Origin of the sequence: Rossellomorea sp. YZS02 (genome assembly GCF_033963925.1) — a bacterium.
GTDB lineage: Bacteria > Bacillota > Bacilli > Bacillales > Bacillaceae_B > Rossellomorea.
This window is the reverse complement of the sequence record NZ_JAXBLY010000003.1, coordinates 123774-139041: the sequence shown is the minus strand read 5'-3', so window position 1 is coordinate 139041 and position 15268 is coordinate 123774. Positions and strand designations below refer to the sequence as shown.

12 protein-coding genes and 1 riboswitch are annotated in these 15268 nt (G+C 44.2%); of the genes, 3 read left to right on the top strand and 9 right to left on the bottom strand.

Translation table 11 applies throughout. The annotated features are described in order from the left end of the window. Nucleotides 1-241: 241 nt before the first annotated feature. The 7 genes from SLH55_RS04740 to SLH55_RS04710 all read right to left on the bottom strand — a co-directional run bounded on the left by SLH55_RS04740 (nucleotide 242) and on the right by SLH55_RS04710 (nucleotide 8155). Nucleotides 242-958: an anti-sigma factor gene (locus SLH55_RS04740; protein WP_320322822.1), complete on the bottom strand. Its 717-nt coding sequence runs from the start codon at nucleotides 956-958 to the stop codon at nucleotides 242-244. Next, nucleotides 955-1518 carry an RNA polymerase sigma factor gene (locus SLH55_RS04735; RefSeq protein ID WP_226671840.1) on the bottom strand — a complete coding sequence of 188 codons (564 nt, stop codon included), beginning with the start codon at nucleotides 1516-1518 and terminating at the stop codon, nucleotides 955-957. The genes SLH55_RS04740 and SLH55_RS04735 overlap by 4 nt, the downstream gene beginning before the upstream one ends. A gap of 190 nt (nucleotides 1519-1708) precedes the next feature. Continuing rightward, complete coding sequence (gene mreBH / locus SLH55_RS04730; protein WP_034761217.1) at nucleotides 1709-2713, bottom strand: rod-share determining protein MreBH; 1005 nt, start codon at nucleotides 2711-2713, stop codon at nucleotides 1709-1711. A 451-nt stretch (nucleotides 2714-3164) separates the two neighbouring features. Then, entirely contained in the window at nucleotides 3165-4823 is a 1659-nt protein-coding gene (locus tag SLH55_RS04725; RefSeq protein ID WP_320322821.1) for a HAMP domain-containing methyl-accepting chemotaxis protein, read from the bottom strand. A 21-nt stretch (nucleotides 4824-4844) separates the two neighbouring features. Further along, a complete protein-coding gene (locus SLH55_RS04720; protein ID WP_320322820.1) occupies nucleotides 4845-5822 on the bottom strand; it encodes a BMP family ABC transporter substrate-binding protein in 978 nt (325 codons plus the stop codon). 543 nt (nucleotides 5823-6365) lie between these two features. After that, nucleotides 6366-6869 (bottom strand): acyl-CoA thioesterase, encoded by a 504-nt coding sequence (locus tag SLH55_RS04715; protein ID WP_219167735.1) that lies wholly within the window; start codon nucleotides 6867-6869, stop codon nucleotides 6366-6368. A 92-nt stretch (nucleotides 6870-6961) separates the two neighbouring features. Further along, nucleotides 6962-8155, bottom strand: a complete 1194-nt coding sequence (locus SLH55_RS04710) for a NupC/NupG family nucleoside CNT transporter (RefSeq protein WP_219167734.1) — start codon at nucleotides 8153-8155, stop codon at nucleotides 6962-6964. A 143-nt stretch (nucleotides 8156-8298) separates the two neighbouring features. After that, a riboswitch (purine riboswitch) is annotated at nucleotides 8299-8400 on the bottom strand. Between the two features lie 192 nt (nucleotides 8401-8592). Between SLH55_RS04710 and SLH55_RS04705 the strand changes: the two genes are divergently transcribed. After that, on the top strand, nucleotides 8593-10419 hold the full coding sequence (locus SLH55_RS04705; protein ID WP_320322819.1) for a solute:sodium symporter family transporter: 1827 nt from the start codon (nucleotides 8593-8595) through the stop codon (nucleotides 10417-10419). A 64-nt stretch (nucleotides 10420-10483) separates the two neighbouring features. Here SLH55_RS04705 and SLH55_RS04700 read toward each other — a convergent pair whose 3' ends face one another. After that, nucleotides 10484-10612, bottom strand: coding sequence for a YflJ family protein (locus SLH55_RS04700; protein ID WP_082386245.1), 129 nt, complete (start codon nucleotides 10610-10612; stop codon nucleotides 10484-10486). A gap of 387 nt (nucleotides 10613-10999) precedes the next feature. Between SLH55_RS04700 and SLH55_RS04695 the strand changes: the two genes are divergently transcribed. Both SLH55_RS04695 and SLH55_RS04690 read left to right on the top strand, forming a co-directional pair. Then, nucleotides 11000-12190 (top strand): hypothetical protein, encoded by a 1191-nt coding sequence (locus tag SLH55_RS04695; RefSeq protein WP_320322818.1) that lies wholly within the window; start codon nucleotides 11000-11002, stop codon nucleotides 12188-12190. A gap of 33 nt (nucleotides 12191-12223) precedes the next feature. Then, the gene (locus tag SLH55_RS04690) at nucleotides 12224-13831 is read left to right on the top strand and encodes a hypothetical protein (protein ID WP_320322817.1); all 1608 of its coding nucleotides are present in this window, start codon (nucleotides 12224-12226) and stop codon (nucleotides 13829-13831) included. A gap of 43 nt (nucleotides 13832-13874) precedes the next feature. On the opposite strand, the gene SLH55_RS04685 is transcribed toward SLH55_RS04690, so the two are convergent. Further along, nucleotides 13875-15164: an MFS transporter gene (locus tag SLH55_RS04685; RefSeq protein WP_320322816.1), complete on the bottom strand. Its 1290-nt coding sequence runs from the start codon at nucleotides 15162-15164 to the stop codon at nucleotides 13875-13877. Between the last annotated feature and the right edge of the window lie 104 nt (nucleotides 15165-15268).

The window sequence follows — 15268 nt, the reverse complement described above, 5'->3', positions numbered from 1 at the left end:
TAAAGGAAAAATAGGGTGTGGAATGATAGAAAGAGTGAAGAGTCTTTACTAAGCGGCCCTTTAAAAGAAGAGAAATTTTTGTTTAATATTTGTACAACTTCTGTTACATAGGACTATGTTCCCTAGTTCGAATACCTCAAACATTTGGATAGGCGCTTTTATTCAAATAAAAGAAAAGGGGATTGAAAAAATGCCCGTCAGTAAAGGGCTGACGGGCAAAACATAATGGGTAAAACTTTTTTTAGATTTCCGACGCTAACACGATGTCCCCCTGGGGAAGCTGACTATCAGCATCCGGTTCAAGGGTGATGGCCACCGTATCCCAATCTTTCTTCGTAAATTCTTCATTGAACTTGAATACGACGGAGCCTTTTCCATCCTTACTGGTGACAAACGTTCCGGCTCGTTCTGGCTTTTCATCTTTAATGAGCCATACCTGATACACTTCTTCATCTGAAAGATCCTGAAGTTCAGATGCCTGGACCACCATGCTCGTTTGTGCTCCTTGCTTGATGATGCTGGCAGTTCCCTTAGCATTGCCATTGACGGCAGCGAGATCGACATATTGGACGACTTGATCGATCGTTGCTTGTTCAACTACTTCATTCTGGTCCTCAAGCTGGGTAAACAGATAGGCATTGCCGATAAGGGAAAGGGCTAATGCTGCCGCAACAGAAGGGAGGAACCATGTCCTGTTCTTCTTCGCTTTCTTGATTGATTCAACGCCTGCCGATTTCTCATCGCCTAGAATATGAGCGAAAACACGGTCTTCCAGGTCTTTGGGAGGTTCAACAACATCAGATGCGAACGGCATATAGTCCGATAACTGCTCCAGTTCATGAAGTTCTTCAAGACACTGGTCACAGCTTTTTAAATGCTTCTCAAATTGAGCTTTCTCTAGTTCAGATAAATGACCGTTGTAGTAATCCAGTAATTGATCGCATGGTTGTATCGTCATTCGAACGTACCTCCTTTCCCTTTTAGACACGTGTGTAAATGCTTCAGGGCTAAACGGATTCTTCCTTTGACTGTTCCAAGTGGAGTATCGGTTGATTCAGCGATGGATTGTTGAGTCAATCCTTTGAAATAGAATAATTGCACGATTCTTTGCTGGTCATCCTTCAATGATTGGATACACTCTCTGATCGCGGTCCCTTTTTCCTTCCACTCTAATTGATCGGCGGGAGTTTCATAGGTTACCTGAAGGGAGTCCTTCTCTATATATTCAACAGACTCATGTTTTTTGCGTCTGCGTAACGCATCAAGGCACGTGTTTCTCGTCATCGTTAACAGCCATGATGAGAATTTTCCTTTACTGTGATCGTAAGGAGAGTGCTTCTTCCAGAGTTTCATGAAAACCTCCTGGATCACTTCCTCCGCGATTTCACGGTCTCCAGTCATTTTATACGAGAACGAATAGATCAGTTTTTCATATTGCTGATAGAGCTGTCGTAATGCAGTCGAGTCTTTTGCCAAAACTTGTTGATACAGTTCTACATCCTGCAAATCATTGGGCATAATACGCTCCTTATCTTTGACATATAAAATAAGGATACTAAACAACGGGTAGGAACTCAATTGTAATAAGCTAACGAGGGGAATAAGAATTTGGATCACATATGTTTGAAAAAAATGTTAGTGGGGTAAATAGATGGGTTTGATGCTGGGCATAAAAATATCCCCCAACCGAATGGGGGATAGAATCTTCTTATTTTACTTTTTGTAATTTGTGAATCACGGATAGGGAACGTCCTGTTCCGATTGCCACAGACTCAAGAGGGTTTGGAGCTAAGTGAACCGGTACAACGATCTCCTGGCTCAACCAATCCTGAAGTCCGTTCAGAAGGGCTCCGCCACCTGTCAGGATGACTCCGCGATCAACAATGTCCCCACTCAGTTCAGGAGGACAATTTTCCAATGTTGCACGGATGGTTTCCAAGATGTGTAGAAGAGACTCTTTCAATGCATCCTGGATTTCGTTTGATGAAAGTTCAATCGTTTTCGGAAGACCTGTCACAAGGTCACGTCCACGGATATCCATGGTTCTTTCTTCGTGATCGATCAGTGCTTGGCCGACTTCGATTTTCACTAATTCAGCCGTTCTTTCACCGATCAGGAGATTATAGCGTTTGCGCACATATTGCACGATGTCTTCATCCATTTGGTCTCCGCCGATACGGATGGTATTACATGACACGACGCCACCGTAAGAGATGATCGCCACTTCCGTCGTTCCTCCGCCGATATCAACGATGACGTTGGCAACAGGCTCACCTACAGGGAGGTCAGCACCGATTGCAGCAGCAACAGGCTCTTCAATAAGCGTCACGGATTTCGCGCCGCTTCCTCTTACCGCATCCTGAATCGCTCTTCTCTCAACACTTGTCGCACCGGATGGCGTACACACAACCACGGTCGGCTTGCGGATAGAAAATCCTAATTTTTTACTCGCCTTCTTCATGACTTGCTTCAGCATTTCAGTTGTCACATCAAAGTCGGCAATCACACCATCTTTAAGAGGGCGTACAGCCACGATCTTCCCAGGTGTTTTCCCGATCATGCTCTTGGCTTCGGTTCCGACAGCCAAGACCGTTTTGTTTTCAGTGTCGATGGCCACAACAGATGGCTCGTTAAGTATAATTCCTTTATTTTTACTATAAACAAGTATATTTGCAGTTCCTAAATCGATCCCAATTTCAGAGTTTGATAACATCAGTATTCCTCCAACTATAAGAATTCTAGACAGTATAACCTTCTATACAGTATAGGAGATTTTCGGGGGTTATGTAGGTGGAGATATTTACCACCGACAAATTGTTACAAAGTATGACAGAAGTGAAAGCGTTCATCAAAAAACAAAACGTCTTCATAAAAGGATTTATTATACCCTGTGATGTATAGAGGGACGGACCTCTACTTTTTGTTCGTTAAAAAAATTTAAACGTTCTGTAATAATAAAAGGGGTGTTTTGACTAGTGAGAAAGGGTGGGGGAAGGTAGTCGTAGTGGAATGGTGTGAGGTTATTGTCGGAATTTGGGAGGTTGATTCACACTATCGTGGGCATTACTATACCTGGATACCGGCGGTAATCTCATTTATCAGCGATTTTTTCTTGAAATTTTTAAAAAGGAGAATGCCTCTGCACGAGGCATTCTCCCAGTCAATCAAAGTGTAAATTGTTCCAGTTGTTTCTTCATTTCCATCGTCATGTTGTTCAGCTCGCCCACCTGCTCATTCATTCGTTCAAAGTATCGAAGCTGTTCTTCTGTTGAAGACGAAATTTCTTCCGTTCCGGCGGCTGTTTCTTCCGTGATGGCCGAAATATTTTCAATGGCGGCAATCACCTGGTTGGTCCGCTCGGAAGAGGCATGCATCCCGGTTTCGAGTTTGGCGAGATTATCAAATATAGTAGAAACATTTCCGGAAATCTCTTCAAAAGAACGCTCCGTCACGCTCATGGAATCCAGCTGCTGGTTAGATAGGGTCTTTCCTTTTTGGGAAGCATCCATGATGGACTGTATGCCCTGTTTGATGCTCCCGACCATGCTGCCGATGCGTTCGGTGGCAATGGAAGAGTCCTCAGCAAGCTTACGGACTTCCTGGGCCACGACGGCGAAACCTTTCCCTGCGTCGCCGGCACGGGCGGCTTCAATGGCTGCATTCAGGGCAAGGAGGTTTGTTTGATCGGCAATTTCACGTACCGCCTGGGCGGCATCCTCGATCTCCCCTGTATATTGGGCAAAGGATTCAACAGAATCCATGATAGAGGAGGAAGATTCGGCGATCATTTCGGCAAATTCCTGTTGCTGATTTAAGGATGTACGACCGTTTCCGACAGATGATAGTGCGACTTTACTGCTTTCTGATGATTCAATACTCTGTTCGACAGTCTGAGAGAAATCATCACCCATCACCGCCATAAGGGCAGCGGTGGATTGGATATCCTCAGAAATCGATTGACTCCCTTTGGCAAGTTCCTCTGTGGAGAGTGCTACCTGATTGCTGCTTTCCGTCAGACTTGCCATCTGGGTGCGCACATCGTGGGTAAACCGTTCTACATTGGTTCCGATGTCATGGACGGATTGGACCGTACTTCGCAGATTCTCGACCATATGTTGAAAGGCTGTTTGAAGCTTATCGACTTCGAATCGGCTGTTCTTCTCTTTGACCGAATCGATGGTGATCGTTAAATCCCCATTTGCCATCTTCTCGGCATTATCCACCATCCGGTTCAATGGTTTGACGATTCTTCGGCTGAGCAGGTTCGATGCTATCAGAGAGAGGAGTACCGTCACGATGAAACCGATGATGGAGGCCCAGATGATAAATTGGATCTGACTCTTATTTTCTTGCAGTGAATTTTCATACCATTCGTTTGTTTGCTTATGCAATAGATACATATCGTTCAACACACCTGAAATACGTATTGATTGCCGTTTGATTTCCGCTTTGTCCATTTCACTGAGAGCTGCATCCGATGCCGATTTCAAATCGGTGAATTTAGACTCAATGGAAGAAAGGGTCTGTTTTTGATTTTTTACTGAAACGAGCTTCTTCAGATCGGTGATTTGAGCAGAGGTTTGCTTTAGCAAACTTTCGACCATCTGCTTATTTTCCTCTGTTGAATTCACCGAGTAATTCGACAGTGCCTGCTTCGTCACAATGAGATCTCCGCGCAAGGATTCGGTCTCGAGCAGCACCTCTACATCTTCTTTGGCAGAATTCTGCAAGAATACCAATTGCGAGACGATATAGCCGATGATGATGGTGGACAGGACAAGGGGGATCAACCCCAAGATCAGTAAACGTTTTTTTAGTGCCATGACATTACTCCTTAAGTAGATTTATTGCATATTGACGGTAATATCACCAGAGATGATTTTGTTCTTGGCATCTTCCAGCTTTTTCGTTTCTTCCGGTGAAAGATTCACGACACGGATTGGGGCAAGTCCGACACCGTCTTCTTTAAGGCCCAATTCATAGGCGTGCTGAGAAATCTTATGTTCGTTCATAAGTTCATCCGTTATGTTGAAAACGGCGTTGTCGACTTTTTTGACCATAGAAGTGACGACAGATTTTTCCGCAATGAAATACTGATCCGAATCGACCCCACCCGATAAAACGCCTGCTTTCTGAGCAGCCTGGATGGCCCCGACTCCTGTGAAACCTGCAGCAGGGTAAAGGAAATCCGCACCCTGTTTCATTTGTTTCTCTGCGATTGTCCTCCCTAAGTCGGCGTCACCGAAATTGTTCGCATTGTTTTTGATGACCTTAATGGAAGGGTTGATATATTTAGCCCCTTGAATATAACCTTTTTCAAAGCGCTCAATGACTGGAACATCGGCCCCACTAATGAACCCGATCGTACCTGTCTTGGATTTCATCGCGGCCACCATACCGAGAAGGAAGCTTCCTTCATGTTCTTTGAACGTAATCGAAGTAATATTATCGAGTTCTGAAAATCCGTCGATCAATAGAAATTGTTGATCGGGATTTTCGCTTGCCACCTTTTCAAGGGCATCCTGGATTGAAAACCCCAGTCCAATGACAAGTTCATGATCCTGATCGACAAGTTCCTTAAGGGCTCCTTCGAAATCCCCATCCGGCGCTTCTCTATAATCAAATAAAATCCCCAATTCTTCACGGGCACGTTCGAGTCCCCTGAAGGCGGAATCATTAAAAGAACCATCCCCAAGACCTGTATCAGAAAGAAGGATTCCGATACTCTGCTGTTTTTCTGTGCTGGTTTCTTTCGTCATAGGCGTAGAACACCCTGCCATCACAAGCATGACAAGAAGAAACATACTGACTATTTTTTTCAAACCGTAACCTCCAAAAATAAAAATAATAAGACACTTCACATGTCCGTACCTCTGTATTATCGGAGGGACGGACCTATTTTGAAGGGGGTGGGGAAAAAGAGTTAGGGGGAATCATAATTATTTGTTGGGAATAATTCTAGAGTGGATCAGAGAGAGAAAGGGGACTCGTACCGGTGGATGATGGATGACGGCGGATTTTATCGGCGAATGCCGGGCGTACCCACACAAAAAGAGGCTGGGACATAACTAAATCTATACACTCTAAAGACGAACAATGAGATTACTTGTAACACCGCTGTTGATTTCCGTGCAAGACTTCGCTTTCCTCGGGCGGAAGGCGAGCCTCCTCGTCGCTGTCGCTCCTGCGGGGTCTCACCTATTCCGCTTTTCCCGCAGGAGTCTTCGTCTTGCACTCCAATCAACAGCTAGAACCTGCTAAATAAATGGATTATAAAAAATAAAAATCCGAACGAGTTAGATTTTTATCAAATCACTCGTTCGGATTCTTCCTTATCTGAAACCCTTTTGTCCCAGCCTCCTAAACTAATAAGCTTTACGGAAAAACTCCGCCAGCTCTTCACTATGTTTTTTACGGGCTTTACGGTGTTCAGCCCGATTTTTAGCTGTTTCGTTCAGCCATTTCTCTTCTTCCGTTTCTGGAACCACTTCAGGAATCACGGCTGGTTTGTTTCCTTCCAATGCTACAAACGTTAAGAAGGAGATGGCAGCCACATTGGTTTCTCCAGTCAGGAGCACCTCTGATGTCACTTTCACACAGATTTCCATGGAGCTTCGTCCCGTGTACGTGACGATGGCTTCCAGTGTAACGGCGTCGCCGACTTTAATGGGTTGAAGGAAGTCGACGGAATCCGTGGATGCCGTTACGACAGGCTTTCGGGCATGTCGGGTTGCGGCGATGGAGGCTACATCGTCTATATAGGCCATCAGTTTTCCACCGAATAACGTACCGTGATGGTTCGTATCAGGTGGAAGAACGTGGGTCGTTTTACTGGTTTTCGTTTCTTTCATGGTCTTTTTTTCTCTCAATGGTTTCACCTTCCGTTGTCAATGTGAAAAAAGATTTCTACCTTATACTATTCACTAAATGGCTCGGGAAGAAACATAAATGACGCAAAAAATTATAGAAATATACTAATGATGATGGCTGTGATAAAGCTTGCGAGTGTTCCTGCAAGGATGGCTTTCAAGCTTAGTTTAGACACCATCGGTCGTTGCGTCGGTTCTAATGAACCTAGTCCGACGATCAGCTGTCCGATGGAAGAAAGGTTGGCGAAATTACAAAGGGCAACAGAAAGGATCGCCACGGTCTTGGGTGAAAGCTCGTTCATCATGCCAGAGAGCTCTTTGTAAGCCACGAACTCGTTTACAGAAAGCTTCGTCCCGATGATGGATGCGGCACGGAATGCTTCATCCATCGGGATGCCGACGAGTAGTGCAAGAGGATAGAATACGTAGCCAAAGACTGTTGATAGGCTTGTATCCACTAATCCAAGCAGTCCATTCACGGCCGCCAGTATCCCGATGAAAGCGATCAATAGCCCACCAATATTAATGGCTAATTGAGTTCCGCTCAGTGCGCCTTCGGAAATCGCTTCAAATACGTTCGTATGAGTAGTTTTTCCTAACGAAATATCTCCGTTCGTCGCCGATTCTTCTGTTTCCGGTTCAATGATCTTCGCGATGACGAGGGAGACGATGGGAACACTGAATACAGACAGAAGAAGGAATTTCATATCGATCCCCATCAGTGAGTATCCAATCAGGATGGCACCACTCGCTGAAGCCGTTCCCCCTACCATGACGGCAAATAATTCAGAACGGGTCAGCTTCACTAAGTAAGGCTTGATCAACAGGGGAGCTTCCGCCAAACCGAGGAACGAATTCCCGATCGCGTTAAACGACTCGACCTTCGTCGTACCAAGGATCTTTCCTAATCCAATCCCGATGTATTTTACAAAGAACGGGATGATGCGCAAATAGTAAAGAGCGGAAATAAGGGCAGAAATAAAGATGATGGCGCCTAACACATTGATGGCAAAAACAAATGAGATGTTCGTCCCTTTTTCAAAGAATCCGCCGAACACAAACATGATTCCTTCATTGCTGTAATCAATGACTTTCTGGACACCGAGTGCCGCTTTCTTCAGGACCGTTTGTCCAAACGGAACCTTCAATACGAAAAGAACAAGTAGAAATTCGAGGCAGATGCCGATGACGATCGTCCGCCATTGAATGGCCGAGCGGTTGCTGCTCAACAACCACGCTAGAAATAAAACGCCAAGTAAAGATAAGATGCCATACACTAAACTCACAATACCATTCCTCCAAAAAATGATTTCTTCATCGAATCCTCAAGGTATATGTCGTATGATGTCAGACTTCTCAAAAAAGCAAATAAAAAAGTGCATGAAGACATTCTCTAATAAACATAGGGAAAGTCTCCATACACGTAGCATATAGAAAAGACTTTCCTTATAGTCTAGCAATTTACGGCTGCCAGGTAGAGACTTATGGTCCATATCACCATAGATATATAAGGAATTCGTATGAAGTTATTTTTAAAATATGTTCTTTACTTTATCACAGGAAGAAAGCCCTCCACAACCGTTTTTTCAAAAGTATTTCAATGGAAAAACGTGGTGGTTCCTTATGACTATTTTTAATAATTTTCCAAAAATAATAGTTTACTAGTATAACTTTTGGGGAACTTTCTCAAACACATATAATAAATATGAAGGGAAGAAGTCCGATGTTTGAGAATGGTTTACTGTTTACACTAGTATCCTGTGTCTTTTTTATGGGATTGGTTGCGTGGGTTTCATACATAAAAACAAAGGGGTCCCTGAATGACTCCACGGGTTATTTTCTGGCAGGGAGGGGGCTGACAGGAACCTTTATTGCAGGGTCGCTGCTACTCACCAATTTATCTGCAGAACAATTGGTGGGTTTGAATGGGCAGGCGTTCCGTGCGAACCTGTCGAACATGGCGTGGGAAGTGACCGCCGCATTTGCCATCATCATCATGGCCCTGTATTTGCTCCCGAAATATTTGGGGAGAAGTTTCACCACATTACCTGAGTTTCTCAATCAACGATATGATAAGGGTGTCCGCCAATATACGACCATTCTCTTTATGCTGGGATATGTGTTTGTGACGATTCCTTCTATGCTTTATTCAGGGGCTCTGGCCGTTCTGAAGTTATTCGATGTTCCTGAGCTGCTCGGCATATCCTATACGCAATCGATATGGGTGATTGTGTGGACAATCGGCATCATTGGCAGTATTTATGCCATTTTCGGGGGACTGAAGGCTGTTGCGATTTCGGATACATTAAATGGAGTGGGACTCTTGATCATTGGAATCCTTGTACCGATTTTAGGATTTTATGCGCTTGGAGATGGAAACATCCTCTCCGGCGTGAAGGAGATTGCGACGAAGAACCCGGAGAAGCTTAATTCCATTGGATCTGCATCGGATTCCGTCCCATTTTCGACTATTTTTACTGGCCTGCTTTTTGCGAATTTATTCTACTGGGCTTCCAATCAATATGTGATCCAGCGTACTTTAGGTGCAAAGAATCTGGCGGAAGGGCAGAAAGGCGTCATCATTTCGGGCTTCTATAAACTGCTGGTCCCATTTATGATGATGCTTCCGGGCGTCATCGCCTTTCATCTGTATGGAGATTCTTTGAAAAGTGTGGACTTGGCATATCCTGCATTGATCAACGCCGTGCTTCCTTCTTATTTGACGGGATTTTTCCTGGCTGTATTGCTTGGAGCGGTGCTAAGCTCCTTTAACTCATTGTTAAACAGTGCAGCAACACTATTCGCCCTTGATATTTACAAGCCTCAATTCAATCCGGGAGTGAGCGATCAGAAGTTGATCACCATCAGTAAATGGTTCGGTGCACTGCTGGCCGTTGTATCCATGTGCGTTTCTCCATTACTGATCCATGCAACAGACGGGTTATGGGACTTGATCAGGCGATTTACAGGCTTTTTCAATATCCCGATCATCGTCGTCTTGCTAGTCGGGGTGTTTTCAAAACGGATTCCGGCAGTGGCTGCGAAAACGGTCATCATCCTTCACGTCATCACGTATTACATGCTTGTATGGGGGACGGGACATCTATTCGGATTCAGTATCGACATCAACTTCATTCACATCTATGGAATTCTGTTTGTGGCAGAAGTGTTCTTGATGCTAATGATCGGCTGGTGGAAACCGATGCAGAAGCCATATGAATACCGCTATAATCCGAAAGTGGACATGATGCCATGGAAATACAGCATCCCACTTTCCATTGTATTGATGGCTTCAGTCGTACTCACATATTTCATCTTTTCACCGATTGGACTGGCGTACGAGTCAGGTGTCATTTCACCATACTTCTGGCCGGCCACCGGAGGATTGTCCCTCCTGACAGCAGGACTGATCCTTTGGTCCCTGAAAAGCTGGAACCAAAAATACAAAGCATACCTGCTCAAAAACAAAACATACAAACTGAGCCGCACCAAAAGATACTCTGTCAAACCAAACCTGAACCCCATCTACTCATCGAAACTACTGAAATAAAAAAAGGGACGGACCTTCATTCCTATGACCTGGTCATAGGAATCGAGGTCCGTCCCTCTCATGTTTATTTTGTACGTTCTAATAGGTTTGCAAGAACGTGTTTTTTGTATGATTCGACATAGCGTTCTTCATAGTGGCGTACGCCTGCTTTTTTTAGTTCTTGTACGTACCAGCCTTTGCTTCCGATATGCATTGAAATCAACATCCTTTCTTTGCGTAGTATTGATTGGAATCTCCGACTAACTCTTGAAAGAGCTACGTTAAGATTGCTTACGGTTGTACATTGTAACATCTCACTTTTTATGGGAAAAGGGGGTAAACGGAATTTTTCGGATTCATCCTTTTCTGACAATTTTTCAGAAGAAAAATAAATTTTTTTGAAAAAAAGTGATCCAAATTTGAACCCCTTTCGTTAGCTTCGTGAAAATGGGATGCAGGGTGGGTGTCGGACAAGATTTTTTCAACACCATGTGTACCTGGTACAATCAATTCATTTTGTACCAGGTACAACAGATACAGCACCACTCAAAAGAACATTTTAGCATCCGCTATTTGAATCGGAAGGAGGTGACAAGACGCAGTGCAAAAATGCTTAATTCAGGCTTTGCTTTTTCTTGGAGTCATCAGTATTCCAACCTTTGCTTCAGCAGAGGGGGGACTTCTCTCCAATGTGACGGATGAAGTCAACGCTGTCACGGACAGCGCGACAACGACCGTGAATGAAGCCGTGTCCGCTCCTGACGAGGAGAAGGACAAACCTTCAGAGGAGGATCAGCAATCCAAAGGGAATATCCTTTCCAATACGGTTGATTCGGTGACAGATACGGTCGATCAGACGACAGAATCGGTTACAGGTACAATGAACACCGCAACGAAGTCCGTTGGTGATACGGTGAATAAAACCGTTGAACACACGACAAAACCAGTTACTGATATTGTAGGGGACTCAGCGGCTCCTGTAACGGAAACGGTGAACAACACCACCAAAGCGGTTACCAATACCGTTGAAAAAACAACGAAATCTGTAACGGGTACAGTGGATTCAACGACGAAGACGGTTACCAACACAGTTGTAGAAACAACGAAACCTGTGACGGAATCATTGTCAGACGATAAACCTCTGTTGGAAGTGGATCTGTCAGATGATCCTGAAGTAAAAGTGAATACAGGGGTCGTCGATGTCGAAGTGTCCAAAGATCCACAGGTCAAAGTGGATACCGGTGTAGTCGACGCCGATGTTTCAAAGGAACCAGCTGTCAAATTGGACATTGAAACAGAAGTGCCCGACGAGCCTTTGGTCGACACAGAGGATAAAGATCGTGACGTCGAAATGGAGAGAGCAGATGTTCGAAAGGAACCGGTCAAAGAAGAAGTTCCGGTCGAACCTGATCAAAGCTCCATTGGAATAAGCAAAGCCAAAAACCAAATTGAAACCATACTTACAAAACCGGTTGAAGTGGAGAAAGAGCGTTCCGTTAAGATGGAAGTACCTGAAAATCAGAATGAACAGTCTTCTCCACCCCGTAATAAGATGGAACCGGTCCTGACGACGACAACGATGAATTCAACAAGTCAGTCATCCAGTACAAGTGGAATGAGCGGTCAGGTAACAGGGGCATCTTCTCTATGGGTTGTGTCGGAGCAATATGCAACGGCCGTCAACTTACAAAAAACCAATATGTACGAGAAAAATAATCTCTACTATGATCAGTGGTTAAACGCACCACCGTCCCAACCACCTCAAGATTCTCTTCTTTTCAAAAGTATATAAACTTAAAAACTTTTAAAAGGAGAGAAAAATAAAATGAGAAAAAGCGTATTTAGAACATTGGTAATGACAGGTGGATTAGCAGCAAGTCTTGCAATCGGAGGTCACACAAGCTTTGCGGCAGGGAATGATTCACTGCTGGGTAGCAATGATGGGTTATTGGAAAACGTCAACATCCTTGATTCAGAAGATGGTTTATTAAATGGACTTAACATCGGAGGATCAGACGAAGAATCGAATACGGATGCAAACGCCGATGCTGATGCAAACGTCGTCAATGAAACGGTTGTGGATGAAGAAAATGATTCTGTCATGACCAAGAACGGTGCAGAAGCAACTTCAGATGTAAACGCAAACGTTGAAGGAGAAGACGAATCAGCAGAAGTGAACGCTGATACAGACGCAGCTGTTATGAATGAAACGACAGTAGAAGATGATTCAGCGACTTCAAAGACAGAAGCGGGAGCATCCCAGGATGTGAATGCAGCAGTTGAAGGAGAAGACGAGTCGGCAGAAGTGAATGCTGATACAGAGGCTGGTGTCATGAATGAAACAACGTACAGCGAAGAGGACGATTCATTTACTTCAAAGACAGAAGCAGGAGCATCTCAGGTTGTAAACGCAGCGGTTGAAGGAGAAGACGAATCAGCAGCAGTAAATGCTGATACGGAAGCTGGTGTCATGAATGAAACGATGTACAGCGAAGAAGACGATTCTTTCACATCCATGACTGAAGCAGGAGCATCTCAGGATGTAAACGCAGCAGTTGAAGGAGAAGATGGATCAGCAGCAGTGAATGCTGATACAGAAGCTGGTGTCATGAATGAAACGACGTACAGCGAAGAAGACGATTCTTTCACATCCATGACTGAAGCAGGAGCATCTCAGGATGTGAATGCAGCGGTTGAAGGAGAAGATGGATCAGCAGCAGTAAACGCTATGACTGACGCTGGAATCATGAATGAAACGATGTACAATGAAGAAGATGATTCTTATGCTTCTACTACTTCCGGAAACCTTGCTTCTGGTCTTAATGCTTCTGCATCTGATGAAGAGAATGAAGTGAGTGCTGATGCGATGACTGATTCCAATGTATGGGTGATGACAGAAGGCAGTGAAGAAAACGATTCTTCTAAAACGTCAATCGGTACTGAATCTGCAAATGGTCTGGTACTTGGAACAATGGATAAAGAAGATGGTGATTCTTCTGAAGTAGAAGCAATGAACGATACTTCTGTTATGACAACTGTTGAAAACAGCGACGACTATTCCAAGTTCGAAGCGAATGCAGCGAATAACCTAATGCTTGGTGCTATGACAAACGATGAAGACAATGAATCTGCAGCTACTGTCATGAACGCAGTGAATGCGGGACTATGGGCTGAATCAATGGATTCTGAAGAAGAAGAGTATACGAGTGCAGGATTAAATGCAGGTACGGATACTGCTCTTGGATTTTTATCTTCTGACGAGGACAACGAATCGTCTCTTCTATCAAACCTTGGTGTAAATGCAGATGCAAGCTACACACGATGGGAAAATGAAGAGTCTTCAGATTCAGAATTCAACCTTGGTCTTTCAACAGATCTTGGTCTAAATACAATGCTGCAGTCTGATGATGAAGGATTTGATCTGGGACTGTAATAGAAAAGGAAAAGGAATGATCCATTGCGGATCATTCCTTTTTTTAATGAGCAGCTTTCTTCAGTTTCAATTCTTCCTTCTCAAAACGATCGAACATGATGAAGAAGAGTCCAGCACTGACAAGAGCAAGAATCGAAAGGATGATGAACGTCCAATCATATCCTACATAAAGAGACAGGGTGATGGACAGAGGTGCAATCGTCCTTGCAATCGTGAAGCGCAGACTGGCTGCGGCAAAATACTGCCCACGCATATGTTCCGGCGCAAGCTTTGATACGAAGCTCTGCTGGATACCGGCCGTCATCAACTCCGCAAATGTGAACACCGCCATGCTGATCACAAACATCCATACGGAACTCGTTTGACCAAACATGAAGATCGAAACCGCATAAATGACCGAAGACAGAATGAACACATTACGCTCGCGGAATTTTGTGATCCAACGTGTAATGACCACTGTAAGAAGGGCCACCAGGAATCCATTTTCTGATAGGATTAAACCGAATACCTGCTCACTCACAAGGGTCAATGACCAGTCCCCGAAGCTGAACAGAGTGGCTTTATCCATCACATCTTTAATATATACAGGAATCAAGAGGTCCAATTGCATGAATGTCTGACCTACCAAGACCCCTGCTAAAATAAACAATAAGAACGTTTTGTCCTTGAATATGACACTATAATCTTTAAATTGATCAGACAATACACTATGCCATGCTTTCTTCTTTCCTTCAGTGACGAGGAGCTTATTCTTATCGGCGGGTGCCGTTTCCCTCGTCATTTTAGATAGCAGAAGAGCTAAAAGGATACAAATAAGTGCCGCTGCAATCAATAATTGAAAGCGGTAGTGGACGTAGAAGATGCCCCCTAATATTGGTCCTACGACGACGGCGATATTGATAGACGTATAAAAGACGGCAAACACATGGCTCCGGTCTTTCTCATCCACGACATCTGCGACCATGGCCTGACTTGCCGGCCAATAAAATGAGCCGAACACACCTACTAAACTGAAACAGATAAATCCGATCATGGCAGAATCGAGCCACGGTGAGCTGGCGAGTCCAAAGATTAGAAATGCCAATCCTTGTCCAAATGCCGATATGACCATCATCCGTTTACGCCCGAAGCGGTCCGCACAATATCCTCCCATTAAGTTCGCCACGACGGCGAATACCTGTGAAAGGACCAATAATAAACCTGCCGTCTGCTTTCCGAATGACTCTGTAAAATAAATCGTCAAAAACGGAAAGAACATCCAGAAGGTAATATTTATCGCTGCTTCCCCAAACAGCCGGACCTTCAAATTACGATCCCAATCCCTAATTCTCACCTAAATCCCTCCCCCTTATGAAACTCTAGATGAACTAGAATATCATAGCCTGATGGGACAAATTAAACAAGACTGTTTTACTGGTATTTGTAAAAATACAATCA